Here is a 22,734-nt window from a genome sequence, read left to right on the forward strand (position 1 = left end):
GCTTGTCTTGGCTCAAGCGAACGAATTGTACACAGACCCTAGTCGAGCTTTGTTCTAAATATTTTCCCCGTCAAAAGAATCAAAATGAACGCGATTAATAAAATAGGAAAAATATTTGGAACAATTTGGCTAAGCGTATTGCCTTTCAGCAAAATGCCACGTGCAATCCGAATAAAGTACGTCATGGGCACACAGTACCCTATCATTTGTGCCCAAGTAGGCATTCCATAAAAAGAAAAAATGTAACCTGATAAAAACATTGAAGGGAGTTGATAGAAAACGCTCAGTTGCATTGCTTGCATCGGAGTACGTGCCAGGGTGGAAAAAATCATGCCCACCATTAAATTGGCAATAATAAACGGTGCAACTGCAATATAAAGTAGGAGGATGCTTCCCTCAGTAGGAATATGAATTAATAATTTACCAAAAATTAAAATACTGGTTAGTTGTAAATAACCCAAAACAATATAAGGTATTACTTTACCAAGAATTATCTCAGTTGGTTTTAAAGGGGTGCTTAACAACATTTCCATTGTCCCAGACTCTTTTTCTGAAGTGATGGCGGTTGATGTAAGCATCACCATGGTTAGTGTAAGGAGTACGCCGATTAACCCTGGAACAATATTATAAGAACTTGTGTTCGATTCATTATAAAGTCGATGAATAGTGAGATTGACACTTCGCTTTGACTGAGTAGGTGATGGCGAACCTAAACCTTGTTTATTAAACGCCTCCATAGTCTGGTTCAGAATGGGAAGAGCATTGCTCAATGCGCTGGCACTGCTTCCGGGATCTGAGCCATCGATTTCAACCAGTAATTGGGGATTTTCGTTACGAATGTATTTACGAGTAAAATTAGGGGGAATAGTGAAGGCGAAGCTTATTTTTCCATTGGCGAAATCCTGATTTTTCTTATTTTCGTTCATTTTTTCATCATGAATCACGCTAAAATATCCAGAAGCCTCAAGAGCGCTGACATAACTTCGAGTTAATGGCGAATTATCATAGCTAATAATTGTAGTAGGGAGATGTTTGGGATCAAATTGGATGGCAAAACCAAAGAGAATAAGCAGCATAATTGGGAGAATGACTAACATCGCTATAGTACCACGATCCCGAGTGATAAGAATAAATTCTTTACGTATTAAGCCGTCGAGCCGCGTGATAGATAATCCATGTACTAGATCCTTATATTTCATCGCATTAATCCGATAAAAACCTCCTCAAAAGAAGGTGTAGTTTCTTTAAATGACAGCGCACTGTTTTCATCAAGCATCCGTTTCAGTGATTGATGATCCTTTGATGAAATCCGGAGCTCATTATTTACAATTGAGGCCAACAGCTTGGGATAGGAATCATTTACCTTTTCCATAAACTGATGTTGTTCTTTTCTCTCCGCCTTGAGTATATAAGTTTTGACCTGGGAGTGAGGAATCAAATCTCTGGTGCTGCCTGTATACAATAGCTTTCCTAAATTAATATATGCAAGGCTACTGCACTTTTCCGCTTCATCCATATAGTGAGTTGTCACAAGGATTGTGGTGCCATCACGTGAGGAAATTTTGTGTAAGTAATCCCAAAATTCTTTGCGAGCTTTTGGATCAACACCGGCTGTAGGTTCATCCAAGAATAAAAGTTGAGGTTTATGCAGCAAGCTACATGCCAGAGCTAAACGTTGTTTCCACCCACCAGATAAATTGCCTGCTTGTACCTTTTGATACTCTTCAAGCTCAAGATCTTTTATAATTTCTTCTATTGCTTTAACCGAATTTTTTATCTGGAAAATATCCGCAACAAAACGAAGGTTTTCATGGACGGTTAACCCAGTATAATAACTAAATTTTTGAGGCATATAACCGGTACGTTTTTTTATCTCATCACTCTGTGTGCAAATATCGTAACCAAGACAAGTCCCTTCTCCACCGGTGGGAGTTAAAAGACCACAAATCATTCGGATCGTTGTCGTCTTACCACTACCATTAGAACCTAAAAATCCAAATATGGATCCTTTTTCCACCTGTAAGTTAATGTGATCAACCGCGACTTTTTCATCAAATTTCTTTGTTAATCCTTTAACATCAATTGTTAGTTCACTCATTGAGTTATTTCCAAAGTGACCGGATGGCCGAGATGAATTCTTTCGAGATCGGGTGAGTCAATTTTGGCTTCGATGCGGAATACGAGACGTTGACGCTCCTCCCGGGAATAAATGATTGGGGGCGTGTATTCAGCAATGTTTGAGATGTAGAAGATATGGCCTGTGGCAAAATGAGCATTATGATCGGTTTTGATTTGAACGTGTTGATTGAGGCGTAACTGATCGAGTTTTTCTTCAGGAACGAAAAATACGGCTTTAATATTTTTGGGGGTCACTAAAGAGAGAACTGGTGCCCCTGCTTGGACAAATTCACCTTGTGTATAATAAGTATCAAATACAATTCCATTATCGGTAGCAAAATTTTCTTTGCGCGTCACCTGCCACTTTTTATCAGCAGTATCAACTCGATTACTTTTAATTTTCGCGTCAATCTCTGCAAGTTGATCTTTCGAAATATTTAAATCCCTTTGCGCTGCATCAAGATCATTTTGACTTGCTGCATTTTGTTTCCGCATCTCCTGAACACGACGATAATTGATTTCGTTGTATTGAAGTTGGGTCAAAGTTTGTTGCCGTTGAGCCAGCAAATCTTTTTTATTTAATTTGCTCATTTGTACATTATAAAGCTCGCTGGTTTGTTCCAGTCTCAGTAGAAATTGGTTTTTTTTGACTCGTTGTCCTCTTAGTACGGCGAGATCAGTCAGTCGTCCAGAAAAATCGGCAGAAAAATACACCAGATCGGCATCAATATACCCACTAAAAGACTGATTTTCCTCTCCACAGGCTGTTAACAGTAAGACAGTCAATCCAATCAACAGCAATTTACGCATTTAAATCATCCTGATCTTTTTTGTTTATACTGCAGGAGTATCGGCAGATATGCGACTACGGTTTTAATTACGTATCTTATTCCCAAGAATTCTGTGTGTCAAAAGAGTTCGTGAATTGATGCAAAGCAGGAGAAATGCGGATACTATTTGACCTTATCTGAGTAAAATGTTACACATCAACTCGTTGTTAAACCGCTGAAAATAAAAATTACCCGGGAGTATCTGAATGAGTTTTAAATCGTTTTTTTGCGCTACATTGGCATTATCCTCTTTATTGAACCACTCTGTTTTTGCGGCGCAAAAAGAGGTAACCTATAAAAATGAACGCGGTTCAATTTTAGTGCTTACTGACTTGGCAGATAATAAAATAGAAGGTTATTTCACCACAGCAGTTGCCTCCAAAACCTGTCCGCAAGCTATCAATCAAAAAAGACCTATTACCGGTTATAGAGTAGGGAATGTGCTCTCTTTCAGCGTTGTTTACCCCATGTGTGAGTCAGTATTGAGTGTGAGTGGGCATTTTGATAAGAAGGAACAGATTATTGATGCAATTTCCATACTGAACAAGCAAGCAACCGACATTACTCATGAGGGGCCCGGAGCTCGATTTATTGGCCATGACTCCTATAAAAAAATAGGATAAAAAGCACGGGAAGTATCATGTGCTCCATCCATGCAGGTTTGGCCTTGGCCTAATATTTCCCATCCTTAAATGCAACTGCATGATGGGGCTTTTGTTGCGCCAAGGCCCAACCTACATCAAATACAGCGGAGCATCAATCTGCAGGAATCAGAGTATGACTATGTTGTACAATATCCATTTTCTCCGCTTGTACGCGATAATTTTTTTAGTTATCTATGACCGGCATTATTTTTTTAGTTTATGTTATAAAAAAGGCACAGGCCTCACTACCGAATTTGTCCCTTTCTATTTTAACCAAGAATGTCTTTATTGGGCACTCTTCATCATATTCGCTACCTATTTGATTTTATTGTTGATGACTGAATTGGCAAGATATGTTTCTTCCCTGATTTTAGGAATAAACAAGATGGGTTTCATTGCCGATATCACCCTGGTTATTTTGGTCGCTTATTTGCTACACTTTTTGAGATTGTTTTCCCTTGTTACCTAACTACTACGCCAGTTTTAAACCTCGTAATAGCTGATACAATTTAAGGAAGATTATTTCCTTGGTCTGTGTGACGCCGACGACCAATAAAAATTGGGCGGCGTAATATAAAAGCATAACGAGCACAGCTATGGGCTTATTGTTTGTTAAAACAAATAGGTTTAAGGACAAAACAAAGTCAGACAATAAAAAGAGAATCGCTCCAAGCCGAGTCAAAAGCGATTGCCGTTTTACTTGAAATGCGCAAAAGACCATTAAAGTCAGCAAGCATAAATAAGCTGCTACGGGTTTCTTCATCTCGCCCAAATAGGGGGATAAAAAATAGAAGCTTGCTAAGACGAATACCAAGATAGGTAAAAAAGAAAGAACATTTTTGCCTCGAAATTGGCTATTTTTTAAAAACAAACAGATGTAGGTAACATGCGTTGCCATAAATGCCAAGATCCCCACTTGCAAGGCCACTTTTATGGGGAGGGTTAAAAAAATATCGCCAATGAGTGAAAATCCTAAGGCAAAGAGTGATAAGACTTTTACTTGTTTGTGGCAATTAACTTGTAGGACAAAGAGCATCAGCAAAGCAATCGGAATGGGTTTAAGTAGGGTAGTTAAAGGAAACTGAATAAAAGAAAGCACTATAAGATAAATGATCATGCTGAACAAAAAGAAAGGCAGAGTGATTTTAAATGGCTGTCCCGTCATGTAGAAATCCCTGTAATTCAATGGCTTAAATAGCTCCTAGTATACACATTCTTGATTGTTCCTTTAATTTTTTGTTTATTTAAAACAATTATGGTTTAATAACGTGCTTCTTGTGTTTTTTAAGGTCTAGTTATGAAAAAAATAATCGTGCTTGTACTTCTGACTTCTTTTTTCTCCGTAGGTCATGCCAGTAAACTCAGTAAATTTTTGAAACACATGGACGAAGAAGACAGAGCCCGTCAAGAACGCGAGTGGCAGCAAGATATGAATTTCGGTGATTTTTCATTTCGTTTGGACAGACGATATACCGATGATCACGGGCAACGTTGTCGTGATTATCAGTTTAGAGCGCGTAGCAATCCTTTTCGCCATGGATATTATACGGTTTGTGATGAACGCTAAGCGTTAATTGATTGCGGTTTGGAGCGGGTTCTTCCATGCCGTGATTGCAAAAATTTCAATACCTCTGTTTATCAATTTTTCTAACTGAAATGGAGAAATCCATTCTATATTCTAGAATAACATCATATAGACCAAAATTTTCCTGTGGGGATACCTTCTATTAAAGGATGCATTATGCGTAAGTCTATGAAGATGTTTTTCCTTTTGGCATTTTCTTGCTGTATTGATGCCAACATTGCCAATGACATCTTATTAAGCAGAACATCAGATCAGAAAACGCAAATATTAAGCAGTATTATCAATGCAGCAGGTGAACCTTGTACTCCTCTTGGATCTTTTTATCAAGGGGTCGATCTTAATGGTGCAGCATATTGGAATATTGCCTGCTCTGATGGTCATTCATATGTTATCCAGATAGCCAATGATGCCAATGCGACAACCACAATAATTCGATGCAGTGCCATGAAATCATTGGGAGCACAATGTTTTAAACGTTTTGGCTTTTAAATCGACCCAACGAACTTGCAAGGTATAATGGTACCAACATCAGTCAGGGATAAATAGTAATGGAGTTGAAGGGAAGCAGGTTGTATACTCATAAAAGGTCATTGACCTCCATGATATCGGTCAAATAAAAAAAGGATTTTTTATGGAGCAGACAGTTGAACGTCGTGTTGTTAATTTAATTGCAAGAACGCAAGAAATTCCACCTGATGAGATTGATTTGGATCAATCAATTGACCAGGTAGTTCCTAGCTCTCTGGACTTAGTTAATTTGTTCTTTGACTTAGAGGATGAGTTTGATTTGGATATTCGTAATGATATTTATAAGGAACAAACCATCCGAGAAATAGCAATTGATATTAAACAATTAATCGCTAAAAAGAGCTAAATAAATCAATTCATCTATCCTTTTCTTAATCATTCAAATTAATGAGCGTCCTCAACTTCACTGCGATTTATTACGGTATTAAATAATTCATAAGAACTATTTTTTGCACATGTATTTATTGTTATTCTGCTAAAGAAATTTTAGAATGCCTTTTTTTATTAAGGGTAAGCCAAAATGCCATCAGTATTCGAATTTCTAGGGATAAAAAAGCAACTTTCTACACCAGTTCCTCAACTCGGTATCAATAATGCCCTGTACAAACGGCAAATTGAATCACAGCAGTATTTTACTATTGAACGTGCTGCTGAGGCTGCTGATGGCAATAAGCTGGCTGTTCACATCATAAAGGGGCAGGATTTTAGAACATCCAATCAACAACATATCGAATTTTTAAATCAATGCATTACACTTGTTAAAGAAAAATCAAATCTATTAAAAAGTACTGATCAAAAAATTGCGGGAAGTGTTGTTTTTGGTGTCACTGCAACCGCCTTGTCTTTTCTTCCTGTGGTAGGTTTTTTAGGTTGGATAGGCTGGGCCGCTACAGCTTATTTTATAAACCAACGCGCCACAGCCTATGCTGAATATCATGAAGCATTAACACTCTTAGTTGGAGCATGTAACTGGAGTCTTGGACAAGGTCCTGATGAGCGTAAAGATACAATTCCTAATCTCACCAAGAATGAGGCAATACGTGCTATGATGGCAGTACTTTATCCCGTTCTTACTGAAGTGCAAGTGAGACATTTGATTGCGGATGATGTTGAGGAAGAATTTGCCAAGGAATTACAAGATTATGAACAAAGATTCCAATTAGGTTTTAAGACGGATCGATTTTTCTCTAAGCAAGACGATACCATAGCCCTCAGTAAAAAGGGTGCTGAATTTAGCCGCTGCATTTATGGTTTTAATAAAGGTGGATTTACTGATTTTCTCGATGCAATTGTATCCATTCTCCCCGATTTATATAAAGCAGCCGCTCATGGTGTCCAACAAATGAAGTCTTGGTGGCAAGAAAAAAATGATGCCCCAGAAAAGGAAGACGAAGCACATACTCGTGAAACAGCTAAAGTGAGCTTGTAATTAATACCCGTTGCTTCTAGTCGATGACCAGTCGTTTTGAGGAATGGATTTTTATTGATCAAAAAATTGCAAAGAGTCGATTTAGAATCTATAACCAATATGCTTTAGTCCGGTATCCCGCGAACACCTCGCGGGACTCAGATACATGAATTATCAATAATCTTTAATAAAATTAAATGTTTTGTGGCTCCAACTACATCTGTTGCTTTGTTTAAAGCATACCCATTGATAATGAGGAGAAAAAATGCGACTTAAGATAGAAGAAGACACTACAGATGCGAATGTTTTTATCTATGGTAAAATGGGCCCAGATGAAACCAACCTCATTCTTTTTTCTAAGGTTTCCTGGTTAACTAATCAATCGAACTACTCCTCAAAGATCGCCCTTTTGCAAGAAAACGGCTCAAAGTTATGGTTGATCCGTGACAGCCGAGTTGAAGGATTGCTCACGGTTCAATCCATTAGCTGGAATAAGGAATTCGCACAATGGCAGGCGGATGCACCGCAACGTTTTATGTTGTCAAATGACTATGGTTGGGTTGTGAATAATGCGTGTCCAGAGTCTGCGGTTTTTTTGTCATTGCCGATTCAGTCGGTGGAATTGTTCATATGACCAATGAGAATACACAACCCCATCTTCCTGGATTATTACAGATTCTATCTGCAAATGGTTATGAAGTAGAGAATAGAATAAATCCTAAAATTGGGGAAGAAACATTATCTATAGGTTATACCTCCTACCGTACTGACGCCGATGTTCCCCAACAAGACTCCAAGGAATCGCAACTGGTGTCGACGACTGTCAGTTTGCCAGAAGGGATACTTATGGCGCTCTCTTGTCCATTGGTCACCATAATTTCTGGCCAAATGAAAGTGATGAAAGATCCGGTTACATGGGTAGCTGATGGTATTAGCTATGAACGTTCTCAGCTATTGATGCTTCATCCTGATTTGGAGGAAGGAAAGGATTTTTATCCCAATATCAAACTAAAGACGATTATTAATTACGTCTCTGCAACTTCTTTAAGTTCCGAAGATTATTGGGCGAAATTGCAAAAAGTAGAAGAAGATATCCAGGATCCAATACTTTTAAAAACCATGAAGGAGCCCGTTTTAAGTCCTAGTGGACATTCATATGAAAAAAGTTCTATAGAAACATGGATAAACAGTAAATACGTGAATCTTCCTACAGTCAGTAATAGCGTTCCTATTCCAGATCCAATAACCAGGCAAGACATTAGGGGAAGAACTCTTGTAGAGAATAAAAATTTAAGCCAATTTATTAAAGCATGGCCTGATTTTTATAGGCAGCAAGAATATAACTTGGCAATATCGCTTTCTGAAAAAGTGCAATACTCTAAATCAAACTGAGGGCTTCATTTCGTTCCTTCGAAAATAAGCTTAGGTCCGGAGGAACTGTTTCAGCAAAGGCGCGTTTGATCGAACTTACATTTTTTATGGTATAGTTTTTTATGGCTATCTAATAAGGAATTTTTGGGGTATGCGCAAGGAATACCAAGGTGTGGTCACTCGATTTCTCCGCCCGGAGGAACGACTTATTCAATCCGAAGAACGTGAAATGCCGTTAGTGATCGAAGCAAATGGTTCTGCGGATATTGCATTTCTGCAACAATTTCTAGCATCCAATTCTCTGCAAATCCTCGAGGATATGGCTCGTTATGGGGCTGTGCTTTTAAGAGGCTTTAATATCGAGGCGGATGAACATTTTGAACGGATCATTTTAAGTATTCCCGAGTTTCGTGGTATTAGCGAAGCGTTTATGTCAGAAAATGGTCGAGTTCATGTGAATGATCTCAAATATGTTTTGCATACTAATTCAGTATATAAAACGGGAGGGACACTTTATCTCGGTGGATTTCATACTGAAAATTATTATTCCGCTGATGTTCCTAGTTATCTTTGTTTTTGTTGTTTTCAACCTTCGGAATTAGGTGGTGAAACCGGTTTGATCAATACACAAAAAATTTACAGCCATTTGCACGATGCATTGAGACAGAAATTGGAAAAAAATTCCTTTTTTGTTTGTAAATGGTCCATTGCTGAAGTGGCTGACCGATACCAGATTAGCCAGGATGCAGTACATAAAATATGTAATGACTTTAAACTCCCGGTAATTGGCGAAGGAGAGGAGCAGTTTGTTTTAATGTATAAACCAGGTGTCTTAGAGCACCCGATTACTAAAGAGAAAGCATTACAAATCAATATGTTTGAACTTCCTACCCTGAACTATGAACTGCGAAAATGCTTTATGAATGACTATAAAGGGAAGAAATGGTTTTGGCATCGTTTTTTTTGGAAATTACCCACTGCAGTGTTTCACTCCGTAGAAAAACTTGCAATTATTTTTATTTCTTTTTTTAACTCACCGACCAATTCATATAAAATGGTGCGCAATAAATTAACTCACTTCAAAGCCAGCAGAAAAATAAAACGCTCTTCCTTGAATACAGTGAAAGTAGGAAGTTGTTTTAATAAAGAGGAAGTTAAAGAACTGGCTCAATTAATGCGAAATTATTATTCATCTTGTTTATGGAAAAAAGGGGATGTACTCCTCATCGATAATAAAAAAGTCATGCATGCAGGTATGCCTGGAATGGGGCCTCGAGTGATTCGCGCCATGATTTGTAATCCTCTGGATATGAACTATTCAGCATCGGAGTCAGGCGCTTTAGTCGCAAAAGAACGCTCAACTGACACAATTGGTGCTCATATGGCTAAGGGGACTATGAATTAATGTTTGGGTAGAAGGTGTTCGGCAGGGCGGATGAGGGATGCCCTCACCCCCCCTCCCTCTGCCACCAGGGGGAGGGGGGATTCTTAGCTGAACTAGAAAATAGCACGTGCAAGCTCGGCACCCAGGCGAGCATTATTTTTAATTAGAGCGATATTGGCTAATAAACTTTTACCTTGGGTCAGTTGTGCCACTTCAGCCAGTAGAAAAGGGGTTAACGCTTTTCCAGAAATATTGTTTTGCGCTGCTTTTTGTATGGCATTCCTGATTACCGGCTCGATGATCTCTATTGGGATATTAAATTCTTTAGGGATCGGATTAGTGATTAAGATACCTGAAGACATACCTATCTCCCAATGAGCAGCTAATATTTTCGCGAGAGTTGGTACGTCCTCTACCCAGGTGGATAACTGATAATCAGTAGAATCAGTATAAAAAGCAGGTAATACTTGAGTGCGATAACCGATGACGGGTACACTCATCGTTTCTAAAAATTCTAAAGTACGCGGCAGGTCAAGAATTGCTTTGGCACCGGCACAAATGACGGCGATCGGTGTTCTTGAAATTTCAATTAAATCTGCGGAAATATCCTGCGCATCACCTCGATGGACGCCACCAATCCCTCCGGTAGCAAATAATTTAATGCCCGCCTGCGCAGCACAAAATAAGGTGGCAGCAACTGTAGTTCCAGCAGAATATCTATTGGCGACAATGAAAGGTAAATCACGTCGACTGGCTTTGAAAACCTCTTTATTGCATGCAAATTGTTGCAATTCACTTGCAGTTAAACCAATTTTTATTTTTCCATCAATTACCGCGATGGTTGCGGGCGTTACCTGATGGTCGCGGACAATTTGCTCCACTGCCTGGGCCGTTTCATAATTATCAGGATAGGGCATGCCATGAGAAATGATGGTGGACTCTAATGCGAGCACCGGTTTTTTATGCTCAAGAGCTAATTTTACTTCTGGCGAATAATCAAAAAATTGCTGCATGATCTGTTTCTCTTAGTGTTTGGGTTAACTGAAGGTTTTTTAATGTCGCATGATTAATTTGTTCATTAACTGTATGGCAAGATTGTATGGTTAAAGCAGCCATCGCAGCGCCGGTTTTACAGGCGTCAACCAGGGGGGCATTGTGTTTCAACTCATACAGAACTCCAGCAACAAATGCATCGCCTGCACCGCTGACATCAACAATGGGGTCAATAAAAAATGCTGGGAAATGCTTCTGTACCGTTTCATTAACCAGTACATAGCCTGATTTACCCAAACTGATAACGCAATTTCTTACCCCTTTATCCAATAATAAATGACCGGCTTTGATGCAATCCGCTACTGAATGAATGCGGAGGTCAGTCAATGCTTCTGCTTCAAAACGATCGGGTTTCAGTAAAAAAACATGTTCCAGGCAGGAAGGGAGCTTTTGGGCTTTAATTACAGAGACGGGATCAATGCATAATTTAATATTTTTGCTACCTGCTAATTGAATAGTATGTTCGATAATTGCCTTTGGTAAATTGGTATCCAAAAAAACAAGTGTTTCACTATCCCATTCATTCCAGGATTGGGTGAACGGATAAAACGGAACATGATCAAAAATGTCCATATCTGCTAAAGCTAAGAATAACTCTCCTTCTTGATCAAGAATGACATCATAATGAGCTGTCGGCTTATCAGGAAGGGTAAGAACATTTTGGGTTTCGATATTAAGACTTTTTAAATGGGCTATTGCTTCCAGTCCATAATTATCTTGGCCGACAACGCTGCAAAGATGGACTTTGTCAGTCAACAAGGCAAGATTTTGAGCGACATTATGCGCCACACCACCAAAGGTTGAACTGGATGCAACAGGGTTGGATGTTCCCAATTGCACCTGATGAGTGGATGTTAATTTTCGATCAATAGTGATCCCGCCAATGCATATTATTTTTTTATTCATTCATGGAATTAAAAAGGAGTGCGTGATGCATCATAACATGAGACGCAAAAATTAAAATAAGTGCATCTTGGGCGGCACAGGCTGCGGAGTCCTTCATCGCAAAAACGATGCGAGAGTTCTCCCTGCTGTAACGAATGGTATGCAGAAAGAGCCTGGCTGCACTAGGATGACCGTTTTAATCAAGTTTGATACCAATACTATTTAACTTATCTTTTTCAACTTTAACGAATCCTTGTTCTTGCATCACTTGTTTAAAGAACGTTGGTATCACCGGGTTTTTAAACGAAACATCCGCTTTATTTAAAATCCTTGCTACCGAAGAGGAGCAATTATCTACTGTAAGTTTTAGTTCTGTCGCTGGATGATGCTCATCGCGGTACATGGTCCCAATGCTGCCATCAAAACATTCTGGTAAAAAACAGCCTGTTTGCGACACATGATTTTTTACTGATAATTTTGCTCCAGTACCACCGATGAGTAGTTGAGTCGCTGCTGATATAAATGGATTTTGATATTCGAACACTGAGTAAAAACATTCCTTGCTGTCTACTTCGTTTTTCAATTCTTTTTGTGCTTGTTTCGCCTTTTTATACTGATCTTTAGTTACTTTTTTAAGTAAAACATCATCTGCTTCTTTGATATCTTCTTTATGATCTGGAGCATATTGTCCAAAAACAGGTATGGAGCCGAATGTTAATCCGTTAAGAAGACTACCAAGTGGTCCTGGAAAGAAACTAAAATGATCTGTCTTAGGAACATCATTTTTAACCTTATGAACAAATGATGATACATGCCCAGGACCATTTTCCGAGTTAGTATCTTTGACACAGACGCCAATATAATACTCTTCTTTGCTATTCATCTTCTCTACCTCATTTCTCAAAGTCTTAATGAGGCATCCTTGCTTCCAAAAAATACATGATGTTTTTCTATTATATATTGCGATTATTATTGGAACATTAAGTGGCGTCAGTACGCTTGAAATTTTGTTGCTGAGAGAGGTCAACTTAGATTAAGGCGATGCATGGGTTATTTGCGGAATAATTGAGTTTTAAAGACAAGAATCTTGAATCATTATTCCTGGTCGCTTGCTACCAGGCTTTCCTAGATGTAAAGGTCAGGCTTTGGCCGACAAAATAGTTGTTTCGAATGACCCGATTTTAGTGCATTAGCCGTAAGATACTCAAGGGAGCCAAGGCTAGGCTTACAGTAGACGAATTTTCTGGATGCTCGCACCTCGCTTACCATTTTTTTTGATGTAGCCTAAACAAAGAACATAATCTATGATTATGAAAATAGAACTGAGCTGTCAGGCGCTTTTAAATTCATAAGGAAAAATCATGGGGCTTCTCGTTGATGGTCAGTGGCATGATGTCTGGTATGATACTTCGAAAACTGGAGGGGAGTTCAAACGAGAATCATCCCAATTTCACTTTGCAATCAGTAATGAACCCAATGCTCGATTTCCTGCTGAAAAGGGACGTTACCATTTATACGTCTCCCTGGCTTGTCCCTGGGCACATCGTACTTTGATTTTCAGAAAACTCAAGAAACTGGAGGATTATATTGAGGTTTCGATCGTGCATCCGCATATGCTTGAAAAAGGATGGGAGTTTAAGAAAGGGATGGGCGCAACTGGGGATAGGCTTTATGGATTGAACTATTTATACGAACTTTATCTGCAAGCCAATGACCAATATACGGGTAGAGTGACTGTACCGGTTTTATGGGATAAAAAAGAAAAAACGATTATTAATAATGAATCAGCAGAAATTATTCGTCAGTTCAATCAGGCGTTTAATCATTTAACTGGGGATAATCAAGACTTTTACCCGGAACCACTTCGTCCAGAAATCGATGTCTTGAATGATCGAATTTATAATGCAATTAATAATGGAGTTTATCGTTGTGGGTTTGCAACCACACAACAGGCCTATGAAGAGGCGTATGGCCAATTGTTTCTTCTGCTTGATGAACTGGATGCGCGCTTACATAACCAAAAATATTTGTTGGGCGAACAGTTAACAGAGGCTGATTGGCGTTTTTTTACGACGTTAATACGCTTTGATGCGGTTTATTACGGTCATTTCAAAACAAACCAGCAACGAATTGCTGATTATGAAGGGCTCCAACCCTATCTGAAACGTCTTTATCACCATCCTGGAGTGCGCGAAACGGTAAACTTTTTACATATTAAGCAACATTATTATTTCAGTCATAAAACCATAAACCCAACGCAAATTGTACCTTTGGGACCAAAATTGGATTTTGATTCATAGTAGAGCAATTCGCCACTTTATTGGCTTTGATTTTTCTTTTTCAAATCTCTTTTAGCCCAATTAATTAAGCCGCCTTCAACCAATAATTCGATTTGGCGTTGGGATAGCATTTGTTCCACTTCAACGTCTTTATCGTTTATTTTTATCTTGAATGATTTTTTCTCCAGAATGTCTGGAAGGTTTTTGATTTCAACCACATCATTGAGTTGGATAGCATGATAATCCTTAGGATTTTTAAAGGTTAAAGGCAAAATGCCGAAATTGATCAGATTTTGCCAATGGATACGGGCAAAACTCTTGGCAATAACTACTTGTAAACCTAAATAGCGAGGAGCTAACGCTGCGTGTTCTCGACTTGAGCCTTGGCCATAATTTTCTCCGCCTACAATCACATGGCCTTTTTTATGATTTTGAGTTCGTGCCACATAATCTGGATCGACATGACCGAAAGTAAATTCACTAATTTTAGGAATATTACTCCGGTAAGGAAGCACTTTCGCACCGGCTGGAGAAATTTCATCGGTAGAAATATTATCCTCGACTTTGAGTAACACCGGTATTTTCAACGAATGAGGCAAGGGTTCGAATTCGGGCAAGGTGACTATATTAGGTCCTTTAACTAATTTTATTTTTTTTGCCTCTTCTAACGGTAAAGGGTTTTCAAAACACGCAGGGTTTAATATCCTTTTCTTAGGTATTTTGATTTCAGGATAAGGTATTTCTAAAGTTCTAGGATCGGTAATGACCCCTGTTAATGCCGATGCAGCAGCAGTTTCAGGGCTACACAGAAAAACCTTATCTTCATCCGTTCCTGAGCGGCCAGGAAAGTTTCTTGGAACCGTACGTAAACTATTTTTTTCTGTTGCGGGCGCCTGCCCCATCCCAATACATCCATTACAGCCTGCCTGATGAATGCGAGCGCCAGCGTGAATGAGACTGCCTAAATGTCCATCGCGAACCAACTCTTCTAAGATGGTTCGTGAGGTTGGATTGATATCAAATGACACATTAGGATGGATGGTTCGACCTTTTACTATTTCAGCTGCAATGGCAAAATCACGATATCCTGGATTGGCAGAGGAGCCAACATAGGTCTGATACACTTCCTCCCCTGCTATCTCAGCAACTGGAACTACATTTCCCGGACTTGTGGGTTTTGCAATGAGTGGTATCAGTTTAGATAAGTTGATTTCTGTATGTTCATCATAAGAACTATTTTTATCTGCTTTCAATTGCAACCAGTCTTTTTCACGACCTTGACTGTGCAGGAATTCTTTGGTGATTTCATCCGATGGGAATACGGTGGTCGTTGCCCCCAACTCGGCCCCCATATTGGCGATTACATGGCGGTCCATGGCGCTTAGGTGCTTTAATCCTTCACCATAATATTCAAAGATGTAACCTACACCACCTTTTACGTCATAACGACGCAGCATTTCCAGGATCACATCTTTTGCGCTAACCCATTTGGGCAGCGCGCCAGTTAAATGAATCCCCATCACTTTAGGCATTTTAATGAAGAGAGGATAACCGGCTATAGCCATGGCAACTTCCAGCCCACCCGAACCGATAGCAATCATTCCTAGAGAGCCTGCAGCACACGTATGACTGTCAGAGCCAGTTAATGTTTTACCCGGTTTTCCAAAAATTTGCATATGCACGGCATGGCTGATCCCATTCCCAGGCCGGCTAAAATAAAAACCAAAACGTCGCGCAGCACTGGCAAGAAAGAGATGATCATCAGGATTTTTATTATCTTCTTGGATGAGATTATGATCGACGTATTGAACAGAAATTTCTGCTTGAGTTCGTTCAAGTCCTATGGCTTCTAATTCAAGCATGACCAAAGTTCCTGTTGCGTCTTGGCATAGCGTTTGATCAATTTTTAAGGCAATTTCTTTTCCTGGTTCCATTTTGCCTTCAAGAAGATGGGCTTTGATGATCTTTTCGGTTACATTCATCTTTATTTCCTCCCTGAGAACAACTGATTGTTAAAATATAGCACAGAGAGCTATTCTGGGATTACCGCTACTGGAGTTAACTCGTTTTTGGTGTGCTTATTTGCTGACCTCAATCAGTATGGACTAAACTTCAAGTTGATGGAGCATTTTGGAGAATAGGGCGTGAATTATGATAATCGAAATCAAGCAGGCCGTGTTCTAGCGGATTTGCTAATGGACTATGCGGCAAGGACTGATGTGGTTGTTTTGGCATTACCTCGAGGTGGGGTCCCTGTTGCTTATGAGGTAGCGACCAAGTTATCGCTCCCACTGGATATTTTTATTGTACGTAAACTGGGGACTCCCGGACATGAAGAATTGGCTATGGGAGCTATTGCTTCTGGAGGAATTGCCGTATTTAACCAAGAAGTAGTCGATATTCTGCATATACAAAAAGAGGCTATTGATAAAATTAAACAATCAGAACAAGAGGAATTATCACGACGCGAGCTTGTTTATCGTGGCAACAGACCTTTTCCAGAGTTATCTGGAAAAACGATTATTCTTGTCGATGATGGCATTGCGACGGGTTATACAATGCGCGCCGCAATTGCTGCCTTGAAACAGAAAAAACCGGCAAAAATTATTGTCGCAGTTCCTGTTGCTGCGCAATCGACTTGTGATGAAATTGCGCCCTTGGTTGATGAGATTATTTGCCCAAAGCGCCCAACTAATTTTTATGCAGTAGGATTATGGTACAATGATTTTTCGCAAACTACAGACGATGAAGTAATTGAGTTGTTGCAGAAAAGTTAGATATCCCAAGAGCTCATAGTTCGATTTAAGTTGTCCTAGCAGGACCTATTGAAATGTTTTGTACTTCATTTGGTGACAAATAGGTTCACACATTCCTTCTACTTTTTCTAAATTCAAGTAGGGCGGTTGACAATTCAACTATCTTGGCCAAAATCAATAGAACGTTTTGCAGTTGTAAACAATGAGGGGCAAAAGATGAATGATTTAGAGAATAAAATTATTTTAGTCACTGGCGCGTCGAGCGGAATTGGTCAAGCTTGTGCCCGCTTATGTGCACAACATGGGGCTCGATTGATACTCTGTGCTCGACGTATTGAGCGTCTTGAGGCGTTAGCCAAGGAGCTGAGCCAACATTTTGGCAAAGAACACTATGTTTTGCCTTTAGATGTGTGTGATCATGAGCAAGTAACACAGCAGTTGGGTTCTTTACCCAGTGAGTGGCAGGCTATAGATGTTCTAATTAATAATGCGGGCTTGGCATTAGATACATTACCCTTGCAGCAGGGGATTGAAGCGCATTGGGATATAATGATTGATACCAATATTAAAGGCCTGCTTTATGTTAGCCGGGCTTTGATTCCTGGAATGCTAGAGCGAGGGCGCGGCCATGTCGTAAATATCAGTTCCATTGCAGGACATGAGTGTTATCCCAATGGTAATGTTTATTGTGCAACGAAACATGCAGTACACGCTATTTCAAAATCAATGAGACTGGATATGCTTGGTAAGCCCGTGCGTATTACTGAAATTGCACCAGGTGCTGTCGAAACTGAATTTAGTGAAGTTCGATGGAATGACAAACAAAAAGCAAAAGAGTTTTATCAAGATTTTCACCCATTACGGGCAGAGGATATAGCGGATGCCATAGTTTATTGTATCACCCGTCCACAACATATGGATATCGAAGAAATGACGATTATGCCGACTGTACAGGCATCGGCCAATCATTTATACAGAGAGATGAAATAAGTAAAAATTGCGCAAAAAATAAACGGACCTGGGCTCGGTAGTCTATTCTTTATACATATGGGTGGTGATTTTCCGACTGAACCATTTAATAACTTCAGGTCAGGAGGTTGTTTTGGAGCGTGGTGTGCAAGCCTATGTGATGAATAGGAAGCCTTAAGCGCTGCATAGATCTCCACAGTGAATAAAGAAAGAGGCTCAGGATCCGGAAAGCCTTCGCCCGTATAACAATACATCCCTTCGATTTATAAAAAATAGCCACTTTGATTAAATTTTGTTCTTGTCTTATACTTAACCTACCCATAATTAGATTTTATGAGTAAGAGTCAGGAGGCTATTATGAAAAAACTAATTATTTCAGTAGTTTTATGTACCTCTCTCTTTTTAATTTCGTTTCCTGCTTCTGCAGCTCTATCCCCTGCTCTTGAAAATCCAGCACTAAGGACAGATGCCTCAGTCGTTACTAATAATTTACCCACCGCAGGAACAAGGTATGCCTATTGGCATCGATGGCATCACTGGCATAGGTGGCATCATTGGCATCGATGGCATCGATGGCATCATTGGCATTATTACTAATTTTTAAGATAAATCGCTTAAGAATTAACGAAAAGGAAGGGATTATGAACAGATTAATGCTTGCTTTAATGATATTAGGCACCATGTTCTTGGTAACAAGTTGCGTTACAGAGCGTGTTTACTATACTCCCACTTATACTCCTGCATATGCCTATTCCGTTGGGTATTATCATACCAGTCCTTTCTGGGATATTGATTATTACAATGACAGTGATGCTTATTACTATGGCTATAACGATTTGGGAGATGTGGGTTACTGGGGTATGTATAATTCTTATCAAGTTTATTAGGCTGAAAGCAGATCCTCGTGTAAAGCGAGGATCTATGAAACCGCATAGGAATTTTTTTAATTATTCTTTAGCACGAGATACGTATTCACCTTTACGGGTATCTACTTTAATGAGCTCGCCAGTTTGCACGAATAAGGGGACGCGGACTACGGCGCCTGTTTCTAAAATGGCTGGTTTGCCACCACCTCCAGAAGTATCGCCTTTTAATCCAGGATCGGTTTCAGTAATTTCCAAAATTACAAAGTTTGGAGGTGTCACCTGTATTGGCTCATTATTCCACAGCGTTACGATGCAAATATCTTGTTCTTTTAACCATTGTGCTGCATCAGCAAGTACTTCTTGACCTAAAGCATATTGTTCAAAATTATCAGGAACCATAAAATGCCATTGTTCCCCATCGTTATATAAATATTGCATTTCTACATCGGCAACATCAGCTGAAGGTAATGTGTCTCCCGACTTGAAAGTACGCTCTACAACTCGTCCGGTTTTCAAGTTACGAATTTTAATGCGAGTAAAGGCCTGTCCTTTTCCGGGTTTTACAAACTCACAATCGAGAATGGTACATGGGGCGTCATCAACCATTACTTTTAAGCCGTTTTTAAATTCATTGGTGCTATAAATTGCCATTAGTACTCCAGAGTTGAGATTTTGTTTGGTTTTAGTTAAAGTTCGCACAGTTTATCAAGTCTGTGTAATTAATGCGAGATACCTCTTTAAGTTGGCAAAAAAAATTGGCGCAAGGTTTTGCTTCAGTTAACGAACTATTAGCATTTCTAGAGTTGCCCTTATCGACTGGGAATGTACATGCCGAAAAGCAATTCCCCAGTCGTGTGCCTCTGGGATTTGCTGCGCGCATGCAAAAAGGAAATCCTCATGATCCTTTATTACTCCAGGTCTTAGCTACGGAAAATGAATTAACCGTAGGTGAAGAATACAGTCTAGATCCTTTAGAAGAGCAGAACACTAATCCAATTCGCGGATTAATGCATAAGTACTATGGTCGGGTTTTATTAACGGTAACGGGTGTTTGCGCTGTGAATTGTCGTTATTGTTTCCGCAGACATTTTCCTTATCAAGACAACAACCCTGGCCGAAATGGGTATAAAGCGATTTGTAACTATATTGCCCAAGATCCGAGTATTACTGAGGTGATTTTAAGTGGCGGCGATCCCTTATTGGCTTCTGATTTGGTTTTAGCTGAGCTAATAAAACAATTAGAGGAAATTCCTCATTTGCATACGTTACGAATCCATACCCGAATTCCCATTGTTTTTCCTGAGCGAATTGATCAAGGATTGCTTTCATTATTAAAAAATACACGATTTAACAAAGTGATTGTCCTGCATTGTAACCACGCACAAGAGTTAGATGATTCGGTACTCCAGGTGCTTCAGGAATTACAGGGTATTGGATGTTATTTGCTAAACCAATCGGTATTACTGGCAGGAATCAATGACGATGCTCGTATTTTAGCTGATTTAAGTCAAAAATTATTTGCTTATGGTGTCTTACCTTATTATTTACACAAATTGGATAAGGTAAGAGGAGCGGCTCATTTTGATTTAACTTTTGATGCAGTACAATCCCTTTATCAGCAATTACAAAATCGCTTACCAGGATATTTATTGCCGCGATTGGTGTGTGAAGAGCCTGGAAAGCAGAGTAAAACACTCCTCATCTAACTGATGCTTCAGTTTCAGCATATAGGGTTAAGATTGATAAAAGACATTTTTAAGAGATAAAGAATGAAAAATTTACCTGTGTTAACCCCGGGGGATTCGATAGAAATCATTGCCCCTTCATCTCGGAGCACTGATCGTCAATTATCCGAGTTGAAAGAATTATTGGAGTCTTGGGGATTAAACTGTATTGTTCAGGAAGATATTTTTGCACGAGATTTACTCTGTGCCAATTCAGATGAAATGCGATTTAAGCATCTAAAAAATGCCCTTTTAAATCCTAGTACAAAAGCGGTCATTTGCGTGCGGGGTGGTTATGGTGCCACACGTTTAATCCCGAAGTTAGCAGCGGTTCATCCTCCAGAAACAGTCAAAATTTTTATTGGCATCAGTGACATCACCTGCCTTCATCTTTATTTGCAGCAACATTGGCATTGGCCAACAATACATGGTGCGGCAGCGCCTGATAAATTTTCCAAGGAATCGATTGCTTCGGTACGTTCGATTTTGTTTGATGATGCACCCATTCCGTTTAATGATTTAACCCCACTGAACATAGATGCTCAAAAGGAGCGTTTGATCACATCTCAGGTCACTGGTGGTAATTTGGCAATGATCCAATCAGGGGTTGGAACGTGCTGGCAAATCGATGGACGTGAAAAAATTATCCTACTTGAAGAAATTGGTGAGCGAGGATATCGTGTAGATCGTATGCTGGAACATTTAAAGCAAGCCAATATTTTTACCCATGCTGCTGCAATCCTATTGGGCGATTTTCTCGATGGTCTGGAACCCAACGGGACTTCTTTGATTGAGCCGGTCTTACGGCGTTTTGCTGAAAGCTGTGCGATTCCGGTATTAAGAATCGCGGGAATCGGTCATGGGTCGACTAATTATCCTATTCCTTTGGGAACTGAGGTCCATTTGCAATTGGGGACTCATCCGCAATTAACGTGTTTTCGATGACAGTGACTGCAAGAAAGTCTTTTGTTGGTTATGAATCCTTTCAAGGCGAAGGAGCTTACCAAACTGAACAGCAATTAGGGGGAGGAGCGAGGACTCTATTTCTGGCTCCGGCTAAACACGCAATATTTGTCTGTACACCGGTGCGATACACTCCATTTCTGAACCGAGATTTTTTAATAAGCGTTGGGTTGCAATCAATTTGGCATCAACAACATCATCTGTTTCATAGTGGTCATTATGATGCAAGATAAGTTGCTTTGATTTGGTTAAATGGGCAAACTGACTTATTTGCCTAGGGCATGAATGCCCCCACGATACACGTCCGGCATCATATTCTTCATCTGTGAACGCGCAATCTACAATTAAAATATCCGAATTCGTCGTAAACTCAATAAGTTTTTGTACAAAATCAGCGTCATATGAGGGATATGATTGATCATATAGCTCATTATCAGTGATATAGCTTATGATTTTATTGTTATATTGAACTTTATACCCATATGTGACACATGGATGTTGAAGTGCGATGGTTGAAATGGTGATATTACCTATTTCAAAATTTTGTTCTGCCACTAAATCATGATAGGAAATTGTCGAGGGTAAATTATCTATCTTAACGGGAAAATAGGTCCCATCCATGAGTCCCAAGAGTAACTTATGAACGCTTTTTACTCCTTGTGGTGGACCATAAAAACGAAACTGATTTCCAGGATGATACAACGGCTTAAAAAAGGTTAATCCATGGATATGATCCCAGTGCTCGTGGGTAATGAAAATATCTGCTTCAATTTGATTTTGCTTTTTAGTGATTAAGTCATTACCTAAAGGGATTATTCCTGAACCTGCGTCCAGTATTAAATTACGTTCATTAACAAAATTTAATGTGATACAGGAAGTGTGTCCACCATATTTAACAAAATCTTTTCCTGGTGCAGGAAATGCACCCGTTACCCCCCAAAATTCAATATCTATCTTGTCTTCAATAATACGGTTAAGCTGAGCAGTAAATAATTCAATGTGGTTCGTTTGATAAATACAGCCATGTGCGCCCAATTGATAAGGGCTCATGTTTTTTTTGCTTGAGTCTAAAGAGAGAATGATGGTTTTATAGGAGGTCGATTGAGATAATTTTTTGATCTGTTCCGCTGAGAGCGCTTCATCGATTAAGACATAATCCGGTTTGAGTTGATTCAGTTGAATGAGCGCATCAGCCATATTATCGGTAGAGGAAGTGAGATATCCTGATCTTTTTAATTCTTTGGTTATCAACTCCTTTTGATTCGAATCTTGATGCACCAGGTACATAGATATTGGTTTCTGCTGAGTGTGAATTTCCATATTCTGACTCGCTTCCAGCGGCTGATAGTATCTATAATTATGGCACATAAG

The 22,734-nt window shown here is 39.5% G+C and carries 25 protein-coding genes; 15 read left to right on the forward strand and 10 right to left on the reverse strand.

Features of this window, described 5'->3' with window-relative positions:
* Window positions 1-38 precede the first annotated feature (38 nt).
* The 3 genes from OQJ13_RS10655 to OQJ13_RS10665 are packed head-to-tail and all read right to left on the reverse strand — an operon-like array spanning window position 39 to window position 2,928.
* Window positions 39-1,199 carry an ABC transporter permease gene (locus OQJ13_RS10655; protein WP_265710830.1) on the reverse strand — a complete coding sequence of 387 codons (1,161 nt, stop codon included), beginning with the start codon at window positions 1,197-1,199 and terminating at the stop codon, window positions 39-41.
* On the reverse strand, window positions 1,196-2,098 hold the full coding sequence (locus OQJ13_RS10660) for an ABC transporter ATP-binding protein (protein WP_265710831.1): 903 nt from the start codon (window positions 2,096-2,098) through the stop codon (window positions 1,196-1,198). Before OQJ13_RS10660 ends, OQJ13_RS10655 begins: the two co-directional genes overlap by 4 nt.
* Entirely contained in the window at window positions 2,095-2,928 is an 834-nt protein-coding gene (locus tag OQJ13_RS10665; RefSeq protein WP_265710832.1) for an HlyD family secretion protein, read from the reverse strand. Before OQJ13_RS10665 ends, OQJ13_RS10660 begins: the two co-directional genes overlap by 4 nt.
* Window positions 2,929-3,154: 226 nt before the next feature.
* On the opposite strand from OQJ13_RS10665, the gene OQJ13_RS10670 reads away from it, so the two are divergent.
* On the forward strand, window positions 3,155-3,571 hold the full coding sequence (locus tag OQJ13_RS10670; RefSeq protein WP_265710833.1) for an avidin/streptavidin family protein: 417 nt from the start codon (window positions 3,155-3,157) through the stop codon (window positions 3,569-3,571).
* A gap of 493 nt (window positions 3,572-4,064) precedes the next feature.
* Here OQJ13_RS10670 and OQJ13_RS10675 read toward each other — a convergent pair whose 3' ends face one another.
* A complete protein-coding gene (locus OQJ13_RS10675; RefSeq protein WP_265710834.1) occupies window positions 4,065-4,757 on the reverse strand; it encodes a lysoplasmalogenase in 693 nt (230 codons plus the stop codon).
* A 132-nt stretch (window positions 4,758-4,889) separates the two neighbouring features.
* Between OQJ13_RS10675 and OQJ13_RS10680 the strand changes: the two genes are divergently transcribed.
* From OQJ13_RS10680 to OQJ13_RS10710, 7 genes are all read left to right on the forward strand, one after another.
* Entirely contained in the window at window positions 4,890-5,159 is a 270-nt protein-coding gene (locus tag OQJ13_RS10680) for a hypothetical protein (protein ID WP_265710835.1), read from the forward strand.
* A gap of 174 nt (window positions 5,160-5,333) precedes the next feature.
* Window positions 5,334-5,666 carry a hypothetical protein gene (locus tag OQJ13_RS10685; RefSeq protein ID WP_265710836.1) on the forward strand — a complete coding sequence of 111 codons (333 nt, stop codon included), beginning with the start codon at window positions 5,334-5,336 and terminating at the stop codon, window positions 5,664-5,666.
* Between the two features lie 142 nt (window positions 5,667-5,808).
* A complete protein-coding gene (locus OQJ13_RS10690; protein WP_265710837.1) occupies window positions 5,809-6,051 on the forward strand; it encodes an acyl carrier protein in 243 nt (80 codons plus the stop codon).
* Window positions 6,052-6,225: 174 nt separating this feature from the next.
* Window positions 6,226-7,134: a hypothetical protein gene (locus OQJ13_RS10695; protein WP_265710838.1), complete on the forward strand. Its 909-nt coding sequence runs from the start codon at window positions 6,226-6,228 to the stop codon at window positions 7,132-7,134.
* Window positions 7,135-7,378: 244 nt separating this feature from the next.
* Window positions 7,379-7,747, forward strand: coding sequence for a hypothetical protein (locus tag OQJ13_RS10700; RefSeq protein ID WP_265710839.1), 369 nt, complete (start codon window positions 7,379-7,381; stop codon window positions 7,745-7,747).
* Window positions 7,744-8,505, forward strand: a complete 762-nt coding sequence (locus OQJ13_RS10705; protein ID WP_265710840.1) for a U-box domain-containing protein — start codon at window positions 7,744-7,746, stop codon at window positions 8,503-8,505. The genes OQJ13_RS10700 and OQJ13_RS10705 overlap by 4 nt, the downstream gene beginning before the upstream one ends.
* Before the next feature lie 130 nt (window positions 8,506-8,635).
* Window positions 8,636-9,889: a TauD/TfdA family dioxygenase gene (locus OQJ13_RS10710; protein WP_265710841.1), complete on the forward strand. Its 1,254-nt coding sequence runs from the start codon at window positions 8,636-8,638 to the stop codon at window positions 9,887-9,889.
* Between the two features lie 92 nt (window positions 9,890-9,981).
* Here OQJ13_RS10710 and OQJ13_RS10715 read toward each other — a convergent pair whose 3' ends face one another.
* The 3 genes from OQJ13_RS10715 to OQJ13_RS10725 form a co-directional block, all read right to left on the reverse strand.
* Window positions 9,982-10,881, reverse strand: coding sequence for a pseudouridine-5'-phosphate glycosidase (locus OQJ13_RS10715; protein ID WP_265710842.1), 900 nt, complete (start codon window positions 10,879-10,881; stop codon window positions 9,982-9,984).
* Window positions 10,865-11,827, reverse strand: a complete 963-nt coding sequence (locus OQJ13_RS10720; RefSeq protein ID WP_265710843.1) for a carbohydrate kinase family protein — start codon at window positions 11,825-11,827, stop codon at window positions 10,865-10,867. The genes OQJ13_RS10715 and OQJ13_RS10720 overlap by 17 nt, the downstream gene beginning before the upstream one ends.
* 175 nt (window positions 11,828-12,002) lie before the next feature.
* Entirely contained in the window at window positions 12,003-12,689 is a 687-nt protein-coding gene (locus OQJ13_RS10725) for a hypothetical protein (RefSeq protein ID WP_265710844.1), read from the reverse strand.
* 478 nt (window positions 12,690-13,167) lie between these two features.
* Here OQJ13_RS10725 and OQJ13_RS10730 point away from each other — a divergent pair, with 478 nt between their 5' ends.
* The gene (locus tag OQJ13_RS10730; RefSeq protein WP_265710845.1) at window positions 13,168-14,106 is read left to right on the forward strand and encodes a glutathione S-transferase family protein; all 939 of its coding nucleotides are present in this window, start codon (window positions 13,168-13,170) and stop codon (window positions 14,104-14,106) included.
* Between the two features lie 17 nt (window positions 14,107-14,123).
* Here OQJ13_RS10730 and OQJ13_RS10735 read toward each other — a convergent pair whose 3' ends face one another.
* Window positions 14,124-16,067 carry an aconitate hydratase gene (locus OQJ13_RS10735; protein ID WP_265710846.1) on the reverse strand — a complete coding sequence of 648 codons (1,944 nt, stop codon included), beginning with the start codon at window positions 16,065-16,067 and terminating at the stop codon, window positions 14,124-14,126.
* 162 nt (window positions 16,068-16,229) lie between these two features.
* Between OQJ13_RS10735 and OQJ13_RS10740 the strand changes: the two genes are divergently transcribed.
* The 4 genes from OQJ13_RS10740 to OQJ13_RS10755 all read left to right on the forward strand — a co-directional run bounded on the left by OQJ13_RS10740 (window position 16,230) and on the right by OQJ13_RS10755 (window position 18,697).
* Window positions 16,230-16,862, forward strand: coding sequence for a phosphoribosyltransferase (locus OQJ13_RS10740; protein ID WP_265710847.1), 633 nt, complete (start codon window positions 16,230-16,232; stop codon window positions 16,860-16,862).
* Window positions 16,863-17,057: 195 nt separating this feature from the next.
* Window positions 17,058-17,831 carry an SDR family oxidoreductase gene (locus tag OQJ13_RS10745; RefSeq protein ID WP_265710848.1) on the forward strand — a complete coding sequence of 258 codons (774 nt, stop codon included), beginning with the start codon at window positions 17,058-17,060 and terminating at the stop codon, window positions 17,829-17,831.
* 336 nt (window positions 17,832-18,167) lie between these two features.
* Window positions 18,168-18,407, forward strand: coding sequence for a hypothetical protein (locus tag OQJ13_RS10750; protein WP_265710849.1), 240 nt, complete (start codon window positions 18,168-18,170; stop codon window positions 18,405-18,407).
* A gap of 44 nt (window positions 18,408-18,451) precedes the next feature.
* Window positions 18,452-18,697: a hypothetical protein gene (locus OQJ13_RS10755; RefSeq protein WP_265710850.1), complete on the forward strand. Its 246-nt coding sequence runs from the start codon at window positions 18,452-18,454 to the stop codon at window positions 18,695-18,697.
* 60 nt (window positions 18,698-18,757) lie between these two features.
* Here OQJ13_RS10755 and efp read toward each other — a convergent pair whose 3' ends face one another.
* On the reverse strand, window positions 18,758-19,327 hold the full coding sequence (gene efp / locus OQJ13_RS10760; protein ID WP_265710851.1) for an elongation factor P: 570 nt from the start codon (window positions 19,325-19,327) through the stop codon (window positions 18,758-18,760).
* Window positions 19,328-19,398: 71 nt separating this feature from the next.
* Here efp and epmB point away from each other — a divergent pair, with 71 nt between their 5' ends.
* Window positions 19,399-20,382, forward strand: a complete 984-nt coding sequence (gene epmB, locus OQJ13_RS10765; protein ID WP_265710852.1) for an EF-P beta-lysylation protein EpmB — start codon at window positions 19,399-19,401, stop codon at window positions 20,380-20,382.
* 63 nt (window positions 20,383-20,445) lie between these two features.
* The gene (locus OQJ13_RS10770; RefSeq protein WP_265710853.1) at window positions 20,446-21,345 is read left to right on the forward strand and encodes a S66 peptidase family protein; all 900 of its coding nucleotides are present in this window, start codon (window positions 20,446-20,448) and stop codon (window positions 21,343-21,345) included.
* A 111-nt stretch (window positions 21,346-21,456) separates the two neighbouring features.
* Here the strand turns inward: OQJ13_RS10770 and OQJ13_RS10775 are convergent, their stop codons facing one another.
* Window positions 21,457-22,683, reverse strand: coding sequence for an MBL fold metallo-hydrolase (locus OQJ13_RS10775; RefSeq protein WP_265710854.1), 1,227 nt, complete (start codon window positions 22,681-22,683; stop codon window positions 21,457-21,459).
* Window positions 22,684-22,734 lie beyond the last annotated feature (51 nt).

Origin of the sequence: Legionella sp. PATHC035, from assembly GCF_026191115.1 — a bacterium.
GTDB lineage: Bacteria > Pseudomonadota > Gammaproteobacteria > Legionellales > Legionellaceae > Legionella.

Excerpts from the sequence above, each read along its gene's own strand:
- OQJ13_RS10730 (WP_265710845.1), top strand. The coding sequence starts at position 13,168 with ATGGGGCTTCTCGTTGATGGTCAGTGGCATGATGTCTGGTATGATACT.
- OQJ13_RS10660 (WP_265710831.1), bottom strand. The coding sequence starts at position 2,098 with ATGAGTGAACTAACAATTGATGTTAAAGGATTAACAAAGAAATTTGAT.
- OQJ13_RS10680 (WP_265710835.1), top strand. The coding sequence starts at position 4,890 with ATGAAAAAAATAATCGTGCTTGTACTTCTGACTTCTTTTTTCTCCGTA.
- OQJ13_RS10695 (WP_265710838.1), top strand. The coding sequence starts at position 6,226 with ATGCCATCAGTATTCGAATTTCTAGGGATAAAAAAGCAACTTTCTACA.
- OQJ13_RS10715 (WP_265710842.1), bottom strand. The coding sequence starts at position 10,881 with ATGCAGCAATTTTTTGATTATTCGCCAGAAGTAAAATTAGCTCTTGAG.
- OQJ13_RS10710 (WP_265710841.1), top strand. The coding sequence starts at position 8,636 with ATGCGCAAGGAATACCAAGGTGTGGTCACTCGATTTCTCCGCCCGGAG.
- OQJ13_RS10655 (WP_265710830.1), bottom strand. The coding sequence starts at position 1,199 with ATGAAATATAAGGATCTAGTACATGGATTATCTATCACGCGGCTCGAC.
- OQJ13_RS10755 (WP_265710850.1), top strand. The coding sequence starts at position 18,452 with ATGAACAGATTAATGCTTGCTTTAATGATATTAGGCACCATGTTCTTG.
- OQJ13_RS10665 (WP_265710832.1), bottom strand. The coding sequence starts at position 2,928 with ATGCGTAAATTGCTGTTGATTGGATTGACTGTCTTACTGTTAACAGCC.
- OQJ13_RS10735 (WP_265710846.1), bottom strand. The coding sequence starts at position 16,067 with ATGAATGTAACCGAAAAGATCATCAAAGCCCATCTTCTTGAAGGCAAA.
- epmB (WP_265710852.1), top strand. The coding sequence starts at position 19,399 with ATGCGAGATACCTCTTTAAGTTGGCAAAAAAAATTGGCGCAAGGTTTT.
- OQJ13_RS10775 (WP_265710854.1), bottom strand. The coding sequence starts at position 22,683 with ATGGAAATTCACACTCAGCAGAAACCAATATCTATGTACCTGGTGCAT.
- OQJ13_RS10770 (WP_265710853.1), top strand. The coding sequence starts at position 20,446 with ATGAAAAATTTACCTGTGTTAACCCCGGGGGATTCGATAGAAATCATT.
- OQJ13_RS10685 (WP_265710836.1), top strand. The coding sequence starts at position 5,334 with ATGCGTAAGTCTATGAAGATGTTTTTCCTTTTGGCATTTTCTTGCTGT.
- OQJ13_RS10705 (WP_265710840.1), top strand. The coding sequence starts at position 7,744 with ATGACCAATGAGAATACACAACCCCATCTTCCTGGATTATTACAGATT.
- OQJ13_RS10670 (WP_265710833.1), top strand. The coding sequence starts at position 3,155 with ATGAGTTTTAAATCGTTTTTTTGCGCTACATTGGCATTATCCTCTTTA.
- OQJ13_RS10720 (WP_265710843.1), bottom strand. The coding sequence starts at position 11,827 with ATGAATAAAAAAATAATATGCATTGGCGGGATCACTATTGATCGAAAA.
- OQJ13_RS10750 (WP_265710849.1), top strand. The coding sequence starts at position 18,168 with ATGAAAAAACTAATTATTTCAGTAGTTTTATGTACCTCTCTCTTTTTA.
- OQJ13_RS10700 (WP_265710839.1), top strand. The coding sequence starts at position 7,379 with ATGCGACTTAAGATAGAAGAAGACACTACAGATGCGAATGTTTTTATC.
- OQJ13_RS10725 (WP_265710844.1), bottom strand. The coding sequence starts at position 12,689 with ATGAATAGCAAAGAAGAGTATTATATTGGCGTCTGTGTCAAAGATACT.
- OQJ13_RS10745 (WP_265710848.1), top strand. The coding sequence starts at position 17,058 with ATGAATGATTTAGAGAATAAAATTATTTTAGTCACTGGCGCGTCGAGC.
- OQJ13_RS10675 (WP_265710834.1), bottom strand. The coding sequence starts at position 4,757 with ATGACGGGACAGCCATTTAAAATCACTCTGCCTTTCTTTTTGTTCAGC.
- OQJ13_RS10690 (WP_265710837.1), top strand. The coding sequence starts at position 5,809 with ATGGAGCAGACAGTTGAACGTCGTGTTGTTAATTTAATTGCAAGAACG.
- efp (WP_265710851.1), bottom strand. The coding sequence starts at position 19,327 with ATGGCAATTTATAGCACCAATGAATTTAAAAACGGCTTAAAAGTAATG.